The organism is Pseudomonas sp. C9-3 (genome assembly GCF_032392015.1).
Classification (GTDB): Bacteria; Pseudomonadota; Gammaproteobacteria; order Pseudomonadales; family Pseudomonadaceae; genus Pseudomonas; species Pseudomonas nitroreducens.
The window spans coordinates 540,674-562,488 of the sequence record NZ_CP135919.1 but is presented as its reverse complement, the minus strand read 5'-3'; the positions used below and the strand labels follow the sequence as shown (position 1 = coordinate 562,488).

The window sequence follows — 21,815 nt, the reverse complement described above, 5'->3', positions numbered from 1 at the left end:
GGTTCCGCTGTCGCTCCTTCACATCACGATAAATGGGGACGGGTCGATGCTGTACATCCAGCGCAACGCCGAGGGAAAAGTGGCGCGCGTCGAGGACGCCGAATTCGAAGGCGCCACCGGCACGCTGCCGGCGGACCATCCGGACATCCAGGCCTGGGCGGCCGAAAGCAGCCTGCTGCAGCTCAAGCAGAGCGACCTGGACATGATCCGGGTCCTGGAAGACCTGATCTCGGTGCTGATCACCAAGGGCGTGATCCGCATCACCGACCTGCCGCCGGCGGCGCGCTCGAAACTGCTCAACCGGACCCAGGCGCGGGAAGCCCTGGGTGGGCTGACGCGGCTGATCAACGACGACGAGGAAACGGGGCTGATCTGAGCCCCGTTTTCCTTTGCGCGACGGCCACGCGGCATCCCCTGTAGGAGCGAGCTTGCTCGCGAACCGCATGGCGATATCCATCACGGATGCTGCACAAGTCCTCGCTTTCTGCATGCAAGGCCCGACTTTGCCCGCAATGCATTTGCTTCAGGTTGGGGATTTCTGCGCCGCTTCAGCGTAGGCGCGGACTTCGTGTTTCGCCCCCTCGGGCGACCTCCTTTGGAAAGACCCAAAGGAGGCAAAGGTCTCGCCCCAGTCATCCGGTTTTTCGCTTGGGGCGAAAAATACCCTCGTTGAACCGAAGTTTCAGGGGCCCGCCGCGAAGGGCCATCCCTGGCCCATCGCGGCTCTCGCGGCATCCATGCCGCTCAACCCCTGAAACTCCGATTCAACGAGGCCTCCTGAAAGGGGCACTCCGGAGCATGCGGGTGTTTCTCTGGAAGTCTTCAAGATTGAGAGCCAGAGCTGTGGTGAAATGCCCCGTGGCGGACTCCGTCCGTGATGCTCATCAGCGGCTGGAAAACGTCGCGCCGTCGATCACCACGGCGCCGGCCCACCGAACAACTGCCCCTGCACGCCCTGAATCCCCATCTCTTTCAACACCCGGAATTCCCCGGCCGTCTCCACGCGCTCGGCGATCAGCGGCAGGTCGATGCTGTGCGCGGCCCGCTGCATCGCCTCGATGAACAGACGCTTGTCGTTCTCCTGGTCGATGTGGCGGATGTGGCTGCCGTCCACCTTGAGATAAGCCAGGCCCAGACGAGCCAGGTTGCCGATCATGCTGAAGCGCCCACCGAAGTGCTGCAGGCTCAGGCGATAACCCAGCTCGCCAAGGCGACGGGTCAGCACCTCCAGCACCGCTTGTGCCGGCAACTGGTCTTCCTCCAGCTCCAGGGTCAAGCGCCCGGCGAACTGCGGATGCTGCTTCAGCAGGTCGAATACCCGGGTGGTCGCCCACTCGTCACGCAGCAACGCGGCGGACAGGTTCAGCGCCAGCGGGCGATTGTGCCTGGCCATGTCGGCCAGCACGCTTTCGAGCATCAGCAGGTCCAGCCGCGCCGTCCAGCCGAAGCGGTCCAGCCAGGGCAGGAAGCGCCCGGCGGCGATGCTGCCGCCCTGCCCGTCCGGCAGGCGCGAGAGCACCTTGTAGTGCAGCACGATCTGCGGATCGGCGCAGGACACCACTGCCTGGAAATGCAGCTGGAAGCGCTTGTGCACCAACGCTTCGTCCAGCAACTGGTGCCAGGTGTGGCGCTCCTCCGCGACCGGTTTCGCCCCGCCCAGGAGGAAGGCCCAGCAGCTGTCGTTCTGTCGTTCGGCCTGCACCAGCGCCTCATCGGCGCGCTGCAACAATGCCTGCGCCGACTCGCCGGAAACGAAAGGCACCAGCCCCAGGCACGCCACCGGGCTCACATCGCTGGCGCCGGTGGAGACCAGCGCGGCCAGCATGCCTTCCAGGCGCATCGCCAGCGCCGGTGCGTCCTCGGGCATCAGCCCTGGCGCCAGCATGACGAACTCGCCGCCGCGGCTGCGCGCCAGGGTCAGGCCGGCACCCAGGCCCTGCCCGGCCAGGCGCAGTTGGTCCGCCACGGCCTTGAGCAACTGGTCGACACGCTGGCCGCCCAGGCGCTGGTTGAGTCCGGCGAGGTCGTTGACCCGCAGCACCAGCAGCACGCCGCTGCTGACCTGGTCCTCGGCGCTCAGTCGGTTGTGCAGTTGCATGTCGAAGAAGCGCCGGTTGCCCAGCCCGGTCAGGCTGTCCTGGTAGGCCTCGTCGCGCAGGCGTTCGCTGCGCTGGGCCTGTTCCTGGAACAGCGCCTTGAGCTTCTCCACCATCTGGTTCATCGCCTGCACCACACGGCGCAGTTCAGGGGTACGCGGCAGCTCCGGCAGGCTGAGGAACTCGCGGCGGGCGATGGCGTGGGACTGCTCCACCATGTAGTCCAGCGGCTTCAGCTGGCGGCGCAGCAGGATGGCGCCGAGCACGGCGCTGGCGATGCCGCACAGTACCAGCCAGAGCAGGCTGCCCAGGGCGCTCTGCCAGAGCTTGGCGATGGCGAACATCGGGTGGCTGAGCACCTCGACCCGTGCGGCCTGGGTCCAGCCGCGACTGACGATGGCATCGCCGCCGGCGGAGTGCAGGTCGATCAGAGAAATGAACCACTGCGGCACCTTGGCCGCTACCGCGTCGGGCACCCCGGTACGCTCGACCATGACCTTGCCGGAGGCCAGGTCGATCACGCGGATGCTCTCGAAGTAGCCACTGTCGAAGATCGAGCTGACCATCAGCTCGACCATCGCCGGGTCGTCGATGTTCGGCGTCAGCGACAGGCCCAGCGCGGTGGCCGCGTCCTGGGCGTGGGAGCGCAGCTGGTTGCCGTACTGCTCGCGCGAGCTTTCCAGGCTGACCATGAAGCTGCCGCTGAAAGCGACCACCAGGAACAGGCAGATGGCGATCAACAACTGTTTGAACAGGGACATCGTGTCTCCAGGCTCCCCCCAGAGGAGCTATTCGTTCGAAGGGAATCCTTCGGCCTTCATCTTCTTCAACAGGTCCTGCCAGCGCGACAGCCGCTTGCTGTCGCCCACCTGCTTGCCACCACCCGCGCCGCTGCCGGCGAGCCACAGGCCCTCGCCGTTGAAGGCGTACACCGGCTGCAGGTCGCTGCGCTGGCTGGCCGGCAGGATGCTGCCGATCAGGTTGTCCAGCACCAGCGGCACGGCATCGGGCCTCGGGTAGTAAGTCAGCACCATATGCGCCTGGTTCAAACGCAATGCCTTGACGTAGGTAATGCGCAGCTTCTGCGCCGGCACGCCCAGATGTCGCAGGCTGATGTACTTGGCGATGGCGAAGTCCTCGCAATCGCCAGCGCCCTTGAGCAGCGCCTCGACCGGCGTGGCCCAGTAGTCCACCTCGTGCCAGAGGCTGAGGTCGTCGGTAAAGCGCAGTTGGTCGTTGAAGAAGCGATTGACCGCCTGCAGCTGGCCGCGCTCTGCAGCAGTGGACTGCTCCGCGAGCATTTTCTGCCAGGCATCGATACGCACCTGGCCATCGCCCAGCGGGCCGTATAGGCGCGCGGACTGCTCGCTGATCAGCTTGAAGTCCCACTCGACCTGCTGTGCGCCCGCCAGGACGAACGATGCGGCCAGCACCAGGGCCAACGACCCTGGCCAGCAACGGCGCAACATCCTCGAACAACGGCTGAACACGATCGCGACTACTCGACTGCGAGCGCCGGCAACCAGCTGCAGGCGCAGGGGTCGCATGGTGCAGACTGGGCGCGAAAAAAACAATGGCACAATGCAATCACTGCAGTGTGCCATCACCGGGTGGCGCGGCCTGGCGAGATGCCAGCCGCGCCGGAGAGGGGAGCGCGTTCAGCTCTTTTCGGGCGGGGTCACGATGTCGAACCAGAAGTCGAAGTCATCGAGCATGCCGAACAACTTCGCCAGCAACAGCGGGTTGCCCGAGCTCTTGAGCTTGCCCTCGAACACCAGGCGCACCGGCGAAACCTCCTTGAGCATCAGGCGGTTGAGGTCAGCGCGGTCGATGGTCACGGTCTGACCGGCGCTTTCGCTCTGCACGCCCTTGATGTTGTTCAGGTGCGAGTTCTTCAGCTCCAGCAGGTACTGCTCGTTCTTGTCCGGCAGCACCAGGTTGATGCTGAAGTCCTCGCCTTCGGCCTTCTGCGCATTCATCCGCACGCCGAGGTAGTCGAACAGCAGGCCGGTATCCATGGCCGCCAGCGCATCGGGATTGCTGACGCGCAGCGATGGCAGGTTCCGCGGTACGCCGTTGCGCAGCTCCTGCGCGGCGACCAGGTAGCTGTTGCGCCAGCCGGCGTTCTCCGCCTGGTAGCCGAGCTGCTCCAGGGCGTCCGCCTGCAGGTTGCGCGCGGCCTGGTTGGTCGGGTCGGCGAAGACCAGCTTGTTCACCACCTCCACCACCCAGCGGTATTCACCCTTGTCGAACGAGGCCTTGGCCATCTGCAAAAGGTGATCGGCACCGCCCATGAACTCGACGTATTTCTTCGCCGAATCCTCCGGCGCCAGCGGGTTCAGGGTCGCCGGGTTGCTGTCGTAGTAGCCCAGGTACTTGTTCACCACCGCACGCACGTTGTGGCTGACGCTGCCGTGGTAGCCACGGTTGAACCACTCGTTGGCCAGCTCCGGCGGCACCTTCAGGCGCTCGTGGATCTGGTTGATGGTCACCCCGTTGTTGGCCAGGTACAGCGTCTGGTCGTTCAGGTAGCCGTACATGTCACGCTGCTTCTCCAGCGTGCGGACGATGTCCTCGTGGCCCCAGCGCGGCCAGTTGTGCACGGCGAACATCACCTCGGCCTTGTCGCCGAAACGGTGCAGCGCCTCGTTGATGTACTTGCTCCAGCCCAGCGGGTCGCGCGTCTCGGCGCCGCGCAGGGTATAGAGGTTGTGCAGGGTGGCGGTGACGTTCTCGGCCATCAGCAGCGCCTTCTGCTGCGGCAGCCAGACGTTCATTTCCGCCGGCGATTCGGTGCCCGGGGTGTTCTGGAAGGTGAAGGGCACACCGTCGATCTCCAGGTCCTGCAGCTCGCCTTCGATCAGCCTGGTCGGCGCGATGATGCTCAGCGGGCCGTGTGCCACGCCCTTGCCGATGGCCATGTCCACCTGCCCCTGCGGGCCCTTGGGCAGAACGGTGCCGTACTGGTAGGTGGCACGGCGGATCATGGCGTTGCCGGCCATGACGTTTTCCTTGATCGCCGCCTCCATGAAGCCCTTGGGCGCGATGATCTGCACCTCGCCCTTGTCCACCTGCTCCTGGCTGACCAGGCCCTTCACCCCGCCGAAGTGGTCGACATGGGCATGGCTGTAGATGATCGCGCGGATCGGCTTCTGCCCCAGCTCCTGGCTCACCAGGGCGTAAGCAGCCTTGGAGGTCGCCGGCGTGGTCAGGGTGTCGATGACGATCCAGCCAGTCTTGCCTTCGATGAAAGTGGTGTTGGCCAGGTCGTAGCCGCGTACCTGGTAGATGCCGTCGGTGACCTTGAACAGCCCGTAGGACAGGTTCAGCTGCGCCTGTCGCATCAGGCTGGGGTTGACGCTGCCCAGGTCTTTCGCGGCCTTGATGAAGTCGTAGTCGCCCAGTTGCCAGGCGACGCTGCCGTCATCGTTCTTGATCACCAGGTTGTCGGGGCGTTTGATCAGGCCCTTCTCCACCCGGTCGAAGTCGGCACGGTCGCTGAACGGCAGTGTCTGGCGCACCTGTTCCTGGGCGGCTTCAGTGAAGGAGGTCGGCGGTTTGGGCTGCTCGGCGGCGATCAGCAGGCCGGGGCAGAGACCGGCCAGCAGGACGGCAGCGGAAAGACGGGACATTCGGAAGGCTCCGGTATTTGTTGTTGTGCTCGCACTATGCCGGCCGTCGCGCCAATAATTCCAATGCATTCCAATTTCAAAATCGATGCAGGAAGCGCATGAGCGATCTTCGCCAGCTACGCCACTTCGTCGCCCTCGCCGAGCACGGCCACTTCGCCCGTGCCGCCGATGCGGTGAATCTTAGTCAACCCGCCCTGTCGCGCAGTATCCAGGCGCTGGAGGGCCAGCTGAACTGCCAGCTGGTGGACCGCAACCCGCGCGGCGTCACCCTCACCGCCCACGGCCGGCTGGTACTGGAGCATGCCCGCCGTCTGCTGGCCGGCGATCGCGCGCTGAAGAACGCGGTGCTGCAACTGGCGGACCTGGAAACCGGCGAGCTGCGCCTGGGCGCCGGCCCCTTCCCCGGCGCGCGACTGCTGCCCCAGGTACTGGCGCGCTACAGCAGCGCACACCCGAAGGTGTCGATCCTGCTGTCCATCGAAAACTGGAGCGAATTGCAGCAGCGCCTGCTGGATGACGAGCTGGAGCTGTTCGTCGCCGACTACCGCGAACTGGAGGGCGACAGTCGCCTCGACATCCTGCCGCTGCGCGAGCACCGTGGCGTGTTGTTCTGCCGGCCAGGGCATCCGCTGATGGCCGGCCAACCCTCGCTCGACAGCGTGCTCAGCTATCCGCTGGCGGGGCCGCGCCTGCCCCGCGACGCCCACGAGGGACTCTCGCGCATCCTGGGCCGCGCACAACCGTTGAGCGTGCAGTGCGATGACGTGCTGATGCTCAAGGAACTGGTGAAGGGCAGCGATGTGCTCTGCCTCGCCACCTGGGACGTGGTCGCCGCCGACGTCCAGGCTGGCAGGCTCGCCGTGCTGCCCTGGCCCAATGGCGAAGTGGCCGGGCGCGGCTCAGCCTACGCGCTGGTACGGCACGCCGGCCGCAGCCTGTCGCCGGCGGCCAGCCAGTTCGTCGAGCTGTTGCTGGAGGAAGACGCGGCATTCAATGCCGCGTCATGAGTGCTTCCGCAGGAGGGAGTGGAGCGCGGTGATAGCCATCGGCCCCACGCTCCGATCGAACCGGCAACTCACCGGTGCCAGCCCTGGTAGGGGCCACCGTAGTACGCCGGCGGTGGCGGCGCAGGGCGATAGTAGTGCGGGCGATCGCGCCAGCCTCCACGGTCGTGGTCATGCTCGTAGACCACGCAACCGGTCAACGGAAGGATCATCAATACAGCAGCGAAGAAACGACGCATGGCGCCTCCATCAAGCGAGCCGGCCGCCCCGCCGGGATGCGGGGCGTACATTCTTCCGGTCTCGCAAGATCAGACATTCCGCTCAGAACACGGTGCCGCGTCGAAAGGTAAAGCTTGGGTAAATCAGCCGTTTACAGTTTCCAGACGGCGAACCTTGCGGCTTTGCAGATGCAGCACGCCAAACAGCAGCACCTGCACCTTCTCGGTGACCGAACGCCGACGCGCCAGCAACAGCACCTCGCCCACATGTACCACCAGCAGGATCGCGGAGAGCCACAGCAGCGGGCGATGCAACTCGCCGAACGGATAGATCAGGTTGAGCACGGCAGCGAGCCAGAACATGGTCAGCGCGCCCTTGGCAAAGCTCAGCAATTCGGACATGGCGATGGATTCCTCAAGGTGAAGGTCGCAGCAGTCTGCCGCCGGCCACGCCCACCACACTCCTGCCTTTCGACTGGCCCGCGCACCAGGAAGCGGCGCCACGCTTCATTTGAGGGCAGGCGAACGCGCTCGCGTGCACCGAAAAACATCCACCACTCCACCGTAGCCCTTCTGCCCCGGCACTTTCGCCAACTTGGCACGCCGCTCGCTTTGTCTCGGCTGTGCAGGAACGATCCGAAGCACTCGGACAGCGGCACCACAATCTGAAATGGATGACTAGGGTTCCGGCTCGCCAAGCGAGTGACTGGTCCGAGAGTCATCGACCTCCAGCGAGGTTACACGGCGGGACAAAAGCCCGGGAGACGAGAGCGACACGTGCCGCCCGACTCCTGCCTGCCCGACAATCGACTGGAGATGCTCCATGCGCAAGCCCCTTCTGACCGCCCTGCTCGCTGCCGGCCTCGCCGCCTTCAGCCTCTCAGCCTCCGCCGCCGCGAAGAACAGCTTCAACCTCTGCTGGACCATCTACGCCGGCTGGATGCCCTGGGAATACGCGGCCAGCCACGGCATCGTCGACAAGTGGGCGAAGAAGTACGGCATCGAGATCAAGGTCACCCAGCTCAACGACTACATCGAGTCGATCAACCAGTACACCGCCGGCCAGTTCGACGGCTGCACCATGACCAACATGGACGCCCTGACCATTCCCGCCGCCGGCGGCGTCGACTCCACCGCGCTGATCGTCAGCGACTTTTCCAACGGCAACGACGGCATCGTCCTCAAGGGCGAAGGCAAGACCCTGGCCGACCTCAAGGGCCTGGACGTCAACCTGGTGGAGCTTTCCGTTTCCCACTATCTGCTCGCCCGCGCGCTGGAAAGCGCCCGCCTGAGCGAGAAGGACGTGAAGACGGTGAACACCTCCGACGCCGACATCGCCGCCGCCTTCAACACCGACGACGTGCAGGCCGTGACCACCTGGAACCCGATGCTCGCCGAGGCCCGCGCCAAGCCGGGCACTACCGAAGTGTTCAACTCCAGCCAGATCCCCGGCGAGATCATGGACATGATGGTGGTCAACAGCGCCGTCCTGAAGGACAACCCCGCCCTGGGCAAGGCCCTGACCGGCGCCTGGTTCGAGACCGTCGCGCTGATGCAGGGCGACAGCGCCGACACCCGCGCCGCGCTGGAACACATGGCGAAGGCCTCGGGCACCGACCTCGCCGGCTACCAGAGCCAGCTCGCCACCACCAAATTGTTCGCCACGCCGAAGGAGGCGCTGGCCTTCGCCACCAGCCCAAAACTGCCGGCAACCATGGACAAGGTCGCGGCCTTCTCCTTCGCCCACGGCCTGCTCGGCGAAGGCGCGAAAAGCGCCGACGCGGTGGGCATGAGCTTCGCGGGCGGGCTGTCCACCGGGGACGCGAAGAACCTCAAGCTGCGCTTCGATCCGAGCTACGTGCAGATGGCGGCGGAAGGGAAGCTCTGACGCCGGAGCCTGCAAGAGCTCCTCACCCTAACCCTCTCCCAGAGGGAGAGGGAACCGTTCGGTGCAGGTTGAAATCCTGGCCTCAGCCGGCACTGGCAGCCCCCTCTCCCTGAGGGAGAGGGCTGGGGTGAGGGGGAAGCATCGGTACAAAATCACGCGACGAAGTTACCGGCCCTTAAGGCCCGCAATAAACAGGTACGAAGCATGCGCCTGATCAACCGAACTCCCGACCGCAGCGGCCGCCTGTTCCTGGTACTGCTGCCCTTCGCCCTGCTGCTGTTCGCCTACTTCGCGGGCTCTACCGCACGGCTGGCGGAGAACCCCAACGACAAGCTGCTGCCCAGCGCCGCGCAGATGGCCGACGCGGTGAACCGCCTGGCTTTCAGCGAAGACAAGCGCACCGGCGACGTGCTGTTCTGGCAGGACACCGGCGCCAGCCTGCAACGCCTGGGCATGGGCCTGGGCATCGCCGCCCTGCTCGGCCTGGTGCTGGGCATTGCCGCCGGCAGCGTGCCGCTGTTCGGCGCGCCGCTGTCGCCGCTGCTCACCGTGCTGTCGATGATCCCGCCGCTGGCGATCCTGCCGGTGCTGTTCATCGTCTTCGGCCTCGGCGAGCTGTCCAAGGTGGTGCTGATCGTCATCGGCGTCGCCCCCTGCATCGCCCGTGACATCGAACAGCGCGCGAGGGAAATCCCCCGCGAACTGCTGATCAAGGCGCAGACCCTGGGCGCCAGCACCTGGACGCTGATCCTGCGCGTGGTGCTGCCGCAACTGATGCCGCGCCTGCTCATATCCCTGCGCCTGATGCTCGGCTCGGCCTGGCTGTTCCTCATCGCCGCCGAAGCCATCGCCTCTACCGACGGCCTGGGCTACCGCATCTTCCTCGTGCGCCGCTACCTGGCCATGGACGTGATCCTGCCCTACGTGGTGTGGATCACTGCCCTGGCCTGGCTGATGGACTACGGCCTGCGCCTGCTCACCCGGCGTGCCTTCCCCTGGTACGAAGGAGGCAAGGCATGAGCGATAAACAGACAAGCAGCGTAGCGAGCGCTGCGAGTGCAAGGCGCCCGGAGCGCAGCAACCGGAGTGGACATGCAGTCCATGAGGATTGCGAGCATCGCGCAACGCAGCAATCGCAGAGCGCAGTAGCTGCCGCTCCTTTCATCAACGTGAAGAACGTCTGGCAGGAATACGACGGCAACGTGGTGCTCGAACGCCTCAATCTCGATGTGAAGGAAGGCGAGTTCTGCACCCTGGTCGGCGCCTCCGGCTGCGGCAAGTCCACCTTCCTGCGCCTGCTGCTCGGCCAGGAGCGCCCCAGCCGTGGCGAGCTGCTGCTCGAAGGCCAGCCGCTACCGGGCGAGCCCGACCCGAGCCGTGGCGTGGTGTTCCAGCGTTACTCGGTATTCCCGCACTTGTCCGTGCTCGACAACGTCGCCCTCGGCCTCGAACTGCCGCGCTCGCCGCTGCTCGGCCGGCTGTTCGGCAGCGCCAAGCGCGAGGCCCGCGAACAGGCTGCCGCCCTGCTCGAACGGGTCGGCCTCGGCCACGCGCTGAAGCAGTACCCGAGCGCCCTCTCCGGCGGCATGCAGCAACGCCTGGCCATCGCCCAGGCACTGGTGATGAAGCCGCGCGTGCTGCTGCTCGACGAACCCTTCGGCGCGCTCGACCCCGGCATCCGCAAGGACATGCACGCCCTGCTGCTGGAGCTGTGGCAGGAAACCCGGCTCACCGTGTTCATGGTCACCCACGACCTTGCCGAGGGCTTCAGCCTGGGCACCCGTCTGCTGGTCTTCGACAAGGTTCGCCATGACCCGCAGGCACCCAACGCCTACGGCGCCCGCATCACCTACGACATCCCGCTCAACGCCGACCGCAAGGCCGCTCGCGCCGCCCTGCCCGAACCGCTCGCCGCGCGCCTGGAAACGGCCGCCGCCCCGCTGATCACGCCGGCCTACTAAGGAGCCCGCCATGAACGAATTGCGCACCACCCTCTACGAAGAAACCGTCCCCGGCGGCGGCCATACCTCTTTCGTCCTCAAGCGCGGCCAGGTGCTGCGCCTGACTGACATCGAAGGCGGCGGCAACGTCAGCCTGCTGCTGTTCAACGCCGCCGAGAAAAGCGAGCGGCTGAACCTGCCCGACAGCCTCAAATGCCAGCACACCGCCAAGCTCACCGCCGGCCACTGCCTGTACTCGGACATGGGCCGCGTGCTCGCCGCCATCACAGCCGACAGCTGCGGCTGGCACGACAGCTTCGGCGGCGTGCTGAACGCCGCCGAAGTGCAGGAGAAATACGGCCAGGGCCGCTACCAGGAACTGCGCAACGGCTTCTACCGCAACGGCGTGGACAACCTGCTGGTGGAGATGGGCAAGTGGGACATGCGCCTGCAGGACCTGCTGATGTGCCTGAACCTGTTCAGCCGCGTGGACGTCGATGCCGACGGCTGCTTCCGCTTCGCCCAGGGCAACTCCAAGGCCGGCGACTACGTCGAACTCTACGCACCGATGGACACGCTGGTGGTGCTCACCGCCCTGCAACACCCCCAGGACCCGAACCCGCAGTACGCACCCAAGCCCATCGGCCTGACCTGGCAGCAGGTCGCCGCCGACGGCATCAGCGTGCTCTGCCGCACATCCCGCCCGGAGAACGGCCGCGGCTTCCACAACACCGAACGCCAGTACCTGTAAGGAGCGCGAGCATGCCCATCGTCCCCAGCGACAAACATCCCGAGGCCTGTGTCTCGCGCACCCTGATCCCGGCCGGCGAACCCAGCCTCACCGAACTCAAGGCCGGGCAGACCCTGCGCATCCTCGACCTGGAAGGCAACCAGGCAGTGGACACGCTGTTCTTCAGCGCCGCCAACCCGCGCGAGCGCTACGACGTACAGCGCACCCTGCGCAAGCAGGGGCAGGTCTACCTCAGCGCCGGTAGCGTGCTCTGGTCCAACCTCGGCAACCCGATGCTGAGCATCGTCGCCGACACCTGCGGCCGCCACGACACCCTCGGCGGCGCCTGCGCCCAGGAGAGCAACACCGTGCGCTACGCCCTGGACAAGCGCTACATGCACAGCTGCCGCGACAACTTCCTGCGCGCCAGCCTGCACGACGGCCGCCTGGGCAAGGCCGACATCAGCCACAACATCAACTTCTTCATGAACGTGCCGGTCACCACCGAAGGCGGCCTGACCTTCGAGGACGGCATCTCCGCTGCCGGCAAGTACGTCGAGCTGCTCGCGCACATGGACGTCATCGTCCTGATCTCCAACTGCCCGCAGCTCAACAACCCCTGCAACGGCTGGAACCCGACGCCGGCGGAGTTGCTGGTATGGGAGTGAAACAGCCACAAGCGGCCAGCGGAAAACTGCACGCGCTGCGGCGCTGGATCTTCTCCCTCAGCCAGAGCCGGAGTGCCCAGTGCAGCCCCACGCTGCGCGCGGACGAAACCTGTAGGAGCGAGGGGGACGCCATCGTTATTGCTCGCGAACAAGCTCCCCTGACACACCGGCGCTAAGCGGGTTCGCGAGCAAGGGCTAGGCGCCCCCTCGATCCTACGAAAAGCGCTTCGGCACTCCGGACGACCGTGGTGCGCACCGAATGACGGCGGGACGGCCCGCCACCCCATGGGGACGCCCTCATGTTCGACAAACTGCTCATCGCCAACCGCGGCGCCATTGCCTGCCGCATCCTGCGCACGCTCAATGAACTGAACGTGGGCGGCGTCGCCGTGTACTCCGAAGCCGATGCCGCCAGCCTGCACATCCAGCAGGCCGTCCAGGCCATCAGCCTCGGCGAAGGCCCGGCCTCCAGCACCTATCTGGTCGTGGAGAAAATCCTCGCCGCGGCCCGCGCCAGCGGCGCCCAGGCGATCCACCCCGGCTACGGCTTCCTCTCGGAAAACGCTGCCTTCGCCGAAGCCTGCGAAGCCGCCGGCATCGCCTTCGTCGGCCCGACGCCGGAGCAACTGCGCGTGTTCGGCCTCAAGCACACCGCCCGTGCACTGGCCCGCGAACAGGGCGTGCCGATGCTCGAAGGCACCGACCTGCTGCCCGATCTCGAAGCCGCGTTGCTCGCCGGTGAAGAAGTCGGCTACCCGGTGATGCTGAAAAGCACCGCCGGTGGTGGCGGCATCGGCATGCGCGTGTGCCGCTCAGCGGACGAACTGCGCGATGCCTTCGATGCGGTGAAGCGCCTGGGGCAGAACAACTTCAGCGACTCGGGCGTGTTCATCGAGAAGTACATCCAGCGCGCCCGCCACTTGGAAGTGCAGGTATTCGGCGACGGCCAGGGCGAAGTGATCGCCCTCGGCGTGCGCGACTGCTCGGTACAGCGGCGCAACCAGAAAGTGCTGGAAGAAACCCCGGCGCCCAACCTGCCCTCTGGCATGGCCGATGCCCTCTGCGCAGCGGCGATCCAGTTGGCGAAAGCCGTCAGCTACCGCAGCGCCGGCACCGTGGAGTTCGTCTACGACAGCGACGCGCAGCGCTTCTACTTCCTCGAAGTGAACACCCGCCTGCAGGTCGAGCACGGCGTCACCGAACAGGTCTGGGGCGTCGACCTGGTGCGCTGGATGATCGAACTGGCCGCCGGCGACCTGCCGCCGCTGGCCGACCTCATCGCCGGGCTCAAGCCCAGCGGCCACGCCATCCAGGCGCGCCTCTATGCGGAAGACCCGGGCCGCGACTTCCAACCCTGCCCCGGCCTGCTCACCGCCGTGCAGTTCCCGCCGGCAGACGGCAAGGCACTGCGCATCGACACCTGGGTCGAGGCCGGCTGCGAGATCCCGCCCTACTTCGACCCGATGATCGCCAAGCTCATCGCCTGGGCGCCGACCCGCGAACTGGCCAGCGCCGGCCTCGATCGCGCGCTGGCCGACAGCCTGCTGTACGGCGTGGAATGCAACCGCGACTACCTGCGGCAGATCATCAAAGACACGCCCTTCGCCAGCGGCTCGCCCTGGACGCGCTGCCTGGAAGGCCTGCGCTACCGCGCCCAGACACTTGAAGTGCTCAGCGCCGGCACCCAGACCAGCGTGCAGGATTACCCCGGCCGCCTCGGCTACTGGGCCGTGGGCGTACCGCCATCGGGGCCGATGGATGATCGCGCGCTGCGCCTGGGTAACGTTCTGCTGGGCAACCCCGAAGGCGCCGCCGCGCTGGAAATCACCATGAGCGGCCCGACCCTGCGCTTCAACACCGACGCGGTGGCATGCATCACCGGCGCAGCCCTGCCGATCAGCCTGGATGGCACCGAGCAGCCGATGGACACCGCGCTGTTCATCGCCGCCGGCTCGACCCTGAGCCTGGGTACCGTGAGTGGCGCCGGCGCGCGCAGCTACCTGTGCCTGCGTGGCGGCTTGCACGTGCCGGACTACCTGGGCAGCAAGAGCACCTTCACCCTCGGCCAGTTCGGCGGCCACGGCGGCCGCGCCCTGCGCGCCGGCGACGTGCTGCACCTCGACGCACTGGCAGACGCACGCCACGGTGGAAGCCTGCCGGCGGAACTGCGCACCGACCTCCCGGCCGTGCGCAGCATCCGCGTGATCTACGGTCCCCACGGCGCGCCGGAATACTTCACCCCGGCCTACATCGAGACCTTCTTCGCCACCGCCTGGGAAGTGCACTTCAACTCCAGCCGCACCGGCGTACGCCTGATCGGGCCGAAACCGGAATGGGTGCGCGAGAGCGGCGGCGAGGCCGGCCTGCACCCGTCGAACATCCACGACAACCCCTACGCCATCGGCGCCGTGGACTTCACCGGCGACATGCCGGTGATCCTCGGCCCGGACGGCCCGAGCCTGGGCGGCTTCGTCTGCCCGGTGACAGTGATCGAGGCCGACCTCTGGCAGCTTGGCCAGCTCAAGGCGGGGGACAAGGTTCGCTTCCTGCCGGTGGATATCGCCACCGCTCGCAGATTGGCGCAGTTCTGTAGGAGCGAGCTTGCTCGCGAACGCTTTATGCCGGAAGTTCTGGAGTTGGGCGGGTTCGCGAGCAAGCTCGCTCCTGCACAGGCACAGCCCAGCATCAGCGCAGCCGGTTTCCCCTCACCCCAGCCCTCTCCCGTGGGGAGAGGGGGCCGTTCGGTGTTGCCGGCGGGCACGGTGTTCTCTGATGGCACGGACGGCGCCCTCTCCCTCCGTGAGAAGGCGGGGGGTGAGGGTAGCCCAAGCATCACGCTCACCTCCCCCATCGTCCTCGACCTCGGCCAGGACGACACCCGGCTGGTCGCGCGCCTCTCCGGCGACACCCACCTGCTGCTGGAAATCGGCCAGCCCGAGCTGGACCTGGTCCTGCGCTTCCGCGGCCATGCCCTGATGCAGGCGCTGGAAGCCAAGAACCTCGACGGCGTAATCGACCTCACTCCCGGTATCCGTTCGCTGCAGGTGCACTACCAGCCGGAAACCCTCTCGCTGGAAACCTTGCTGGAAACCGTCGCCGGACTCTGGGACGCCGTGTGCGCCGCGCAGGACCTCAAGGTGCCGTCGCGCATCGTCCACCTGCCACTGTCCTGGGACGACCCGGCCTGCCAGCTGGCCATCGAGAAATACATGACCACGGTACGCAAGGACGCGCCCTGGTGCCCGAGCAACCTGGAGTTCATCCGCCGCATCAATGAACTGCCGGACCTGGAGGCGGTGTACCGCACCGTCTTCGAGGCCAGTTACCTGGTGATGGGCCTGGGTGACGTCTACCTCGGCGCGCCGGTGGCCACGCCGCTGGACCCGCGCCACCGCCTGGTGACCACCAAGTACAACCCGGCGCGCACCTGGACCGCGGAAAACTCCGTGGGCATCGGCGGCGCCTATATGTGCGTCTACGGCATGGAGGGCCCCGGCGGCTACCAGTTCGTCGGCCGCACCCTGCAGATGTGGAACCGCTACCGCGAAGTCGCCGCATTCGACGGCAAGCCCTGGCTGCTGCGCTTCTTCGACCAGATCCGCTTCTACCCGGTCTCGGCAGACGAACTGCTGCGCATCCGCCGCGACTTCCCGCTGGGCCGCTATCCGCTGCGCATCGAAGATAGCGAGCTGCGCCTGGCGGATTACCAAGCTTTCCTCGCCGAAGAAGCCGACAGCATCGCCGCGTTCCGCAGCCACCAGCGCGCCGCCTTCGACGCCGAGCGCCAACGCTGGATCGCCTCCGGCCAGGCACACTTCGAGAGCGAGGAAGCCGCCGTCGACGCCGGCGAAGACTCCCCACTCGGCGCCGGCCAGCACGCCGTCGAAAGCCACATCGCCGGCAACCTCTGGCAGGTGCAGGTGGAAGCCGGCGCCAGCGTGAAGGCCGGCGACATCCTGGTGATCCTCGAATCCATGAAGATGGAAATCCCCCTCACCGCCCCGCGCGACGGCGTGGTGCGCGAGGTCCGCGTGCAGCCCGGTTCGCCGGTGCGCGCCGGGCAGCGGGTGGTGGTGATGGAAGAAGCCTGAACCGACATAACTGCCGTTGCGCAGAGCCCCTCACCCTAACCCTGGCTACGCGCCCCGCTCCTCAAGCGGGAGAGGGGACCGTACGGAGTGGGCCTCAGCGCTGGATTCAACCTGAACCACAGTCCGCGCCACCCGGCCAACCATGGTTCGAACCCAACACCGCGCCGGACTGCTCTTCCCCCTCTCCCTCCGGGAGAGGGCAGGGGTGAGGGCAGCCCAGCCAGAGAACCGATCGGCCCAAGGAATCTCGACCATGCCCAATACCTTTGACCTCCGCCTCACCACCCTGCGCACCGCCTACCGCGAAGGCCGCGCCACGCCGCGCCAGCTGATCGCCGAACTGCGCAACAAGGCCGCCGCGTTGAACCCGGACTACCACCTGTTCATCCACCTGCTGAGCCTGGAAGAACTGGAGCCCTACTTCGCCGCGCTGGATGAGAAATCGCCGGACAGCCTGCCGCTCTACGGCATCCCCTTCGCCATCAAGGACAACATCGACCTCGCCGGTATCCCCACCACCGCCGCCTGCCCGGCGTTCGCCTACACGCCGGAAACGTCCGCGACGCTGGTGCAGCAACTGATCGACCTGGGCGCCATCCCGCTGGGCAAGACCAACCTCGACCAGTTCGCCACCGGCCTCAATGGTACCCGCTCGCCCTATGGCGAATGCCGCAACAGCGTGCTGCCCGAGTACCCGTCGGGCGGCTCCAGCGCCGGTTCCTCGCTGGCCGTGGCGCTGGGCGTGGCGAGCTTCGCCCTGGGCACCGACACCGCTGGCTCCGGTCGCGTGCCGGCGGCGCTCAACGGCCTGCTCGGGCTCAAGCCGAGCAAGGGGCTGCTGTCCAACCATGGCCTGGTGCCGGCCTGCCGCACCCTGGACTGCATCACCTACTTCACCGCCAGTGCCGCCGAAGCCAGCGAGCTGCTCGCTCTCACGGCAAAGCTCGATCCACGGGACGGCTATAGCCGCGCCAATCCGGCGTGGAACGACGCCAGCGCCTTCGGTGCACCCAAGCCTTTCCGCTTCGGTGTTCCCCGCGCCGATCAACTGGAATTCTTCGGCTGCCACGAAGGCCCGGTGCTGTTCACCGACGCCCTGGACCAGCTCAAGGCCATGGGCGGCGAGGCGCAGGAAATCGACTTCGCGCCCTTCCTCGAAGCCGCGCGCCTGCTCTACGAAGGCCCCTGGGTCGCCGAGCGCTACAGCGTGGCAGGCGAGCTGATCGAGCGTGACCCGCAAGCGGTGCTGCCAGTGATCCGCGACGTACTGGCGAAAGCTCCCGGCGCAACCGCCGTGCAAGCGTTCCGCGCGCAATATCGCCTGCAGGAACTCAAGGCACAGTGCGATGCGATCCTCGCCGACCTCGACTGCGTGCTCACCCCCACTATCGGCCGCCCGGTGACGCTGGACAAGCTGCACGCCGAACCGGTGAAGCGCAATTCCGACCTGGGCTACTACACCAACTTCATGAACCTGCTGGACTACGCCGCCGTCGCCGTGCCCAGTGCAATCATGGGCAACGGCCTGCCCTGGGGGGTGACCCTGTTCGGCCGCGCCTTCACCGACCAGTACCTGCTCGGCGTGGCTGATGCGCTGCAGCGCCGGCACAACCTGCCGCTCACCGGCGGCAACGCGATCGCCCCGGCCGCATCGGCCAATGCCGCGCGCAATGACCGCGCACGCCTGGTGGTGTGCGGCGCGCACCTGGACGGCCTGGCCCTGAACTGGCAACTGCGCCAGCGCGGCGCCCGCCTGTTGCGCGCCACTCAAAGCGCCCCGGCTTACAAGCTGTATGCCCTGGCCGGCGGCCCGCCGCTGCGCCCCGGCATGCTGCGCGTGGCCGAACGCGGCGTGGCCATCGAGGTGGAAGTCTGGGAGCTGCCCAGTGCCGAACTGGGCTCCTTCCTCACCGGCATCCCGGCACCGCTTGGGTTGGGCAAGGTGCAGCTGGAGGATGGCAGCTGGGAGACCGGCTTCATCTGCGACGCCTGGGGCCTGGAAGGCGCCGAGGACATCAGCCGCTTCGGCGGATGGCGCGCGTGGTTGGCCAGCCGAACCTGAGTGCGCGCTTCCGGAAAGAAGCTTCCCCCGCCGGGTGGGGCATCGGTTACCCGTAGGGCGTATAACGCGCCAGCGTTATACGCCGCGCAATTTCCGGCGGATAACCTGTTCCAGGTTATTCGCCCTACGCTTCCTGCGCCCCACATGGATGAGGGAATGAAGAATCCCGTGGGGAACGGGATTGGCCTCGCGAACAACCTCTGCAACGGAGACTGGTTCGCGAGCAAACTCGCCCCAACAGATACTGCTGCATCTTCGGCGTGTGGGCGGATAGCGGGTCGCGAACGCCACGCGCTCTGCGTCACCGGCGTCTGACCATGGAACCCCGCCGCGCCACGAGCTAGAGTCCCAGCATCACCCGCCGCAAGGACCGGTCATGCCCGATCTCAGCCACCAGCAGGCGCAGCACCGCGTCAACGATATCCTGGCCTTCGACCGCGAGCTGCGCCGCCTGCGCGACGAAGGCGCCCTCGTCCTCGACAACACTCAGCACGCGCGCCTGCACGAACACCAGCAGCGCCTGCTCGCCGACTACCGGGCACGCTTCGACATCGACCGCGACAGCCAGGACCATCGCCTGTCCCTGGGCATGCGCATCGCCTCCTTCCTCGGCGCGCTGGCCCTGGCCGCCAGCCTGTTCTTCCTCTTCTACCAGTTCTGGGGGCTGTTCGGCGAAAGCGTGCAGGTCGTCATCCTCGTCGCCGCCTCGCTGATCAGCCTGCTGCTGACCCTCGTGCTGCAACGCCGCGACGCCTCCGGCTACTTCGCCAAGCTTGGCGCCATGCTGGCCTTCGCCTGCTTCGTGCTGAACGTCGTGATGGTCGGGCAGATATTCAATATCACCCCGTCCGACAAGGCCCTGCTGCCCTGGGCCGCCTACGCCCTGCTGCTGGCCTACACCTGCAACGCACGCCTGCTGCTGGCCGCCGCGCTGATCTGCGTGATGGGCTACGTCGCCGCACGGGTCGGCACCTGGAGCGGCGTCTACTGGCTGGACGTCGGCGAACGTCCGGAAAACTTCTTCCCCGCCGCGTTGCTGATCTTCCTCGTGCCGTCGTTCATCTCCCAGCATCGTTTCGACGGTTTCGCCACGATCTACCGGGTATTCGGCCTGCTCGGGCTGTTCCTGCCCATGCTGGTGCTGGCCAATTGGGGCGGCAGCAGTTACCTGCCACTGCGTTATGCAACGGTGGAAAGCCTCTACCAGGTGCTCGGTTTCGTCGCCTCTGCGCTGGTGATCTGGCTCGGCGCGCGACGCGAGTGGCCTGAAGTGGTCAATACCGGGCTGACCTTCTTCGTGATCTTCCTCTACACCAAGTTCTTCGACTGGTGGTGGGAGGTCATGCCCAAGTACCTGTTCTTCCTCGTGCTGGGTCTGTGCGCGGTGCTGATCCTGCTGGTCCTGCGTCGCCTGCGCCGCGCCCACGGCCTGCTGGGAGCCCGCCCATGAACTGGACACGTACTCACGCACTCGCCAGCGGCGTCGGCCTGATCCTGCTGGTGAACGCCGTCGCCCTGGGCGGCGTTGCCTGGAACCGCTCCGGCGAGCCGGACAGCGTCCTGTCGCTCAGCCAGCGCGAGCTGCTGCGCAACAACGACTGGTACAAGGAAAACAGCGGCCTGAGCCTGCGCCTGCACTGGCGTACGCCCAGCCGCGACGATGAGGCACGACAACACAACCGGGGCTGGCAGCCCGCCCTCGACAGCCAGAAGATGGCCGAGCTCGGCTTCGCCATGCCCGAGCAGGTCGACGACGATAGCGCCCGGCGCTTCGGCCGCCAGCAATCGCGCGCGGCCCTGCTGGTGCTGGAGCTCAACGGCCCGCTTCACGAGCGCGAAGTGCAGCTGACCCGCAAGCGCCTCGACGAAGCCCGCCAGGCCGCCGATGCCGCACCGCAGAATGCCCGCCTGGCGGACGAACGCGACTTCATCCGCCGCGAACTGGATAGCGAGGAAAAGACCGACACCCGCCTGCTGCTCAAGGACGTCGGCCTGGACCTGCAGGCATTGCGAGCCCGTTACCCCGATCGCCAGCGCTACCTGATCGTCCACGGCCAGGTACGCCCCGTTTCCAACTACTACCAGCACATCTGGACCCTCGGCGGCACCGCCAGCTCCATCGGCACCGACAGCCTCAACGTGCCGTACCAGTGGCGCGAGCGGCTGGACCAGATCACCGCGCAGCCTCACCGGGCAGCGGACAGTCGCGCCCAGCCCTTCGTCGCCGAAGTCGCCTTCGGCCAGCGCCTGGAACCCTGGATCCAGCGCATCGACATGCCCTGAGCGGCACCCGCCGCGCCGATCCGAATCCGCTTGCGTGATGCGGGTCGGCGCTGCACCCTGTGCGCCCGCCTCACCGCCATTTCCTGCCCTGACCGGCCATGAACGACGTCACTCCCGATCCCAGCCGCTGCCCGCTCTGCGGCCAGTCCAACCGCTGCACCCAGGCCGATTCGGCGCTGGAAGGCCAGCCGTGCTGGTGCTTCAGCACGCGCATTGACCGCAACGCACTGGAGCGCATCCCGCCCGAGCTGGTCGACCGTGCCTGCCTTTGCCCGCGCTGTGCTGCCGGGCTGAAGGACGATGAGACCGCCTGATGCGTCTGGACCGTTTCATCGCCAACCTGCCCCACCTGAACCGCCAGCAAGCCCGCCAATTGCTTGCCGAAGGCCGCCTGCGTGTCGATGGCCAGGTGGTACGCGATGGCCGCCATGAAGTGCGCGAGTTCTCCCGCGTGGAGCTGGACGATGACCTGCTGCAGGCCGGCAAGCCAGCGCGCTACTTCATGCTGCACAAGCCCGCCGGCTGCGTCAGCGCCACCCGCGATGCCGAGCACCGCACCGTGCTCGACCTGCTCGACGAACCGGACAAGCACGAACTGCATATCGGCGGCCGCCTGGACTACAACACCACCGGCCTGCTGCTCATCACCAACGACGGGCAATGGTCGCGGCGCATGACGCTGCCGGGGCGCAAGCTGCCCAAGGTCTATTACGTCGAGACCGAGGACCCGATCGAGGAGTGCTACATCGAGACCTTCGAGCGGGGGCTGTACTTCGCCTTCGAAGACCTCATCACCCTGCCCGCCCAGCTGGAAATCCTCGACACTCGCACCGCGCGCCTGACCCTGCACGAAGGCCGCTACCACCAGGTCAAGCGCATGTTCGGCCATTTCCAGAACAAGGTGACGCGCCTGCACCGCGAGAGCATGGGCAGCCTGGCGCTGGACCCAGCCTTGCAACCCGGCGAGTACCGCGCGCTGACTGCTCAGGAAATCGCCGCGCTCGGCTGAACTGCCCTTTGCAGGAGCGGGCTTGCTCGCGAACAATCCTGCCGGCGAGCACGGCGTCCGGGCGGTTCGCGAGCAAGCTCGCTCCTACATACCGCGCCCCGCGCAACATTCCGAAGAGTCCTACGCAAACCATTCAGCCCGGCAGTTTGCAGCCTTCGCCGCCGCTTGGCTAAGCTCCCTGCCATGCCCGCGCT

The 21,815-nt window shown here is 66.7% G+C and carries 18 protein-coding genes and 1 riboswitch; of the genes, 13 read left to right on the top strand and 5 right to left on the bottom strand.

The genetic code is table 11. The annotated features are described in order from the left end of the window. Window positions 1-46 precede the first annotated feature (46 nt). On the top strand, window positions 47-376 hold the full coding sequence (locus tag RS899_RS02570; RefSeq protein ID WP_024767779.1) for a hypothetical protein: 330 nt from the start codon (window positions 47-49) through the stop codon (window positions 374-376). Window positions 377-913: 537 nt separating this feature from the next. Here the strand turns inward: RS899_RS02570 and lapD are convergent. The 3 genes from lapD to RS899_RS02555 all read right to left on the bottom strand — a co-directional run bounded on the left by lapD (window position 914) and on the right by RS899_RS02555 (window position 5,728). Then, a complete protein-coding gene (gene lapD / locus RS899_RS02565) occupies window positions 914-2,857 on the bottom strand; it encodes a cyclic di-GMP receptor LapD (protein ID WP_315809019.1) in 1,944 nt (647 codons plus the stop codon). Window positions 2,858-2,884: 27 nt separating this feature from the next. Then, on the bottom strand, window positions 2,885-3,565 hold the full coding sequence (gene lapG, locus RS899_RS02560; protein WP_315809018.1) for a cysteine protease LapG: 681 nt from the start codon (window positions 3,563-3,565) through the stop codon (window positions 2,885-2,887). Window positions 3,566-3,754: 189 nt separating this feature from the next. Beyond that, on the bottom strand, window positions 3,755-5,728 hold the full coding sequence (locus RS899_RS02555) for an alkyl/aryl-sulfatase (protein ID WP_315809017.1): 1,974 nt from the start codon (window positions 5,726-5,728) through the stop codon (window positions 3,755-3,757). 98 nt (window positions 5,729-5,826) lie between these two features. On the opposite strand from RS899_RS02555, the gene RS899_RS02550 reads away from it, so the two are divergent. Further along, window positions 5,827-6,735 (top strand): LysR family transcriptional regulator, encoded by a 909-nt coding sequence (locus tag RS899_RS02550; protein ID WP_054911175.1) that lies wholly within the window; start codon window positions 5,827-5,829, stop codon window positions 6,733-6,735. 68 nt (window positions 6,736-6,803) lie between these two features. On the opposite strand, the gene RS899_RS02545 is transcribed toward RS899_RS02550, so the two are convergent. Together RS899_RS02545 and RS899_RS02540 are read right to left on the bottom strand one after the other, a co-directional pair. Further along, window positions 6,804-6,971, bottom strand: a complete 168-nt coding sequence (locus RS899_RS02545) for a hypothetical protein (RefSeq protein WP_156356647.1) — start codon at window positions 6,969-6,971, stop codon at window positions 6,804-6,806. A gap of 123 nt (window positions 6,972-7,094) precedes the next feature. Next, complete coding sequence (locus RS899_RS02540) at window positions 7,095-7,352, bottom strand: DUF1145 domain-containing protein (RefSeq protein ID WP_024767733.1); 258 nt, start codon at window positions 7,350-7,352, stop codon at window positions 7,095-7,097. A 265-nt stretch (window positions 7,353-7,617) separates the two neighbouring features. Further along, window positions 7,618-7,716, top strand: a riboswitch (guanidine-I (ykkC/yxkD leader). A 57-nt stretch (window positions 7,717-7,773) separates the two neighbouring features. Here RS899_RS02540 and RS899_RS02535 point away from each other — a divergent pair. The 11 genes from RS899_RS02535 to RS899_RS02485 all read left to right on the top strand — a co-directional run bounded on the left by RS899_RS02535 (window position 7,774) and on the right by RS899_RS02485 (window position 21,621). Then, window positions 7,774-8,838: a putative urea ABC transporter substrate-binding protein gene (locus RS899_RS02535; RefSeq protein WP_315809016.1), complete on the top strand. Its 1,065-nt coding sequence runs from the start codon at window positions 7,774-7,776 to the stop codon at window positions 8,836-8,838. 204 nt (window positions 8,839-9,042) lie between these two features. Next, a complete protein-coding gene (locus tag RS899_RS02530; protein ID WP_315809015.1) occupies window positions 9,043-9,858 on the top strand; it encodes an ABC transporter permease in 816 nt (271 codons plus the stop codon). Then, entirely contained in the window at window positions 9,855-10,799 is a 945-nt protein-coding gene (locus RS899_RS02525) for an ABC transporter ATP-binding protein (RefSeq protein ID WP_315809014.1), read from the top strand. Before RS899_RS02530 ends, RS899_RS02525 begins: the two co-directional genes overlap by 4 nt. A gap of 10 nt (window positions 10,800-10,809) precedes the next feature. Further along, complete coding sequence (locus RS899_RS02520; RefSeq protein ID WP_315809013.1) at window positions 10,810-11,529, top strand: urea amidolyase associated protein UAAP1; 720 nt, start codon at window positions 10,810-10,812, stop codon at window positions 11,527-11,529. Between the two features lie 11 nt (window positions 11,530-11,540). Then, window positions 11,541-12,176, top strand: coding sequence for an urea amidolyase associated protein UAAP2 (locus RS899_RS02515; protein ID WP_315809012.1), 636 nt, complete (start codon window positions 11,541-11,543; stop codon window positions 12,174-12,176). Between the two features lie 299 nt (window positions 12,177-12,475). Then, complete coding sequence (locus RS899_RS02510) at window positions 12,476-16,267, top strand: 5-oxoprolinase/urea amidolyase family protein (RefSeq protein WP_315809011.1); 3,792 nt, start codon at window positions 12,476-12,478, stop codon at window positions 16,265-16,267. A 253-nt stretch (window positions 16,268-16,520) separates the two neighbouring features. Then, window positions 16,521-18,329 carry an allophanate hydrolase gene (gene atzF, locus RS899_RS02505; protein ID WP_315809010.1) on the top strand — a complete coding sequence of 603 codons (1,809 nt, stop codon included), beginning with the start codon at window positions 16,521-16,523 and terminating at the stop codon, window positions 18,327-18,329. Window positions 18,330-18,705: 376 nt separating this feature from the next. Continuing rightward, window positions 18,706-19,779, top strand: coding sequence for a DUF2157 domain-containing protein (locus RS899_RS02500; RefSeq protein ID WP_315809009.1), 1,074 nt, complete (start codon window positions 18,706-18,708; stop codon window positions 19,777-19,779). Next, window positions 19,776-20,612, top strand: a complete 837-nt coding sequence (locus RS899_RS02495; RefSeq protein ID WP_315809008.1) for a DUF4824 family protein — start codon at window positions 19,776-19,778, stop codon at window positions 20,610-20,612. Before RS899_RS02500 ends, RS899_RS02495 begins: the two co-directional genes overlap by 4 nt. A 98-nt stretch (window positions 20,613-20,710) precedes the next feature. Continuing rightward, window positions 20,711-20,926 (top strand): cysteine-rich CWC family protein, encoded by a 216-nt coding sequence (locus tag RS899_RS02490; RefSeq protein ID WP_315809007.1) that lies wholly within the window; start codon window positions 20,711-20,713, stop codon window positions 20,924-20,926. Then, the gene (locus RS899_RS02485; RefSeq protein ID WP_315809006.1) at window positions 20,926-21,621 is read left to right on the top strand and encodes a pseudouridine synthase; all 696 of its coding nucleotides are present in this window, start codon (window positions 20,926-20,928) and stop codon (window positions 21,619-21,621) included. The genes RS899_RS02490 and RS899_RS02485 overlap by 1 nt, the downstream gene beginning before the upstream one ends. The last annotated feature ends 194 nt before the right edge of the window (window positions 21,622-21,815 follow it).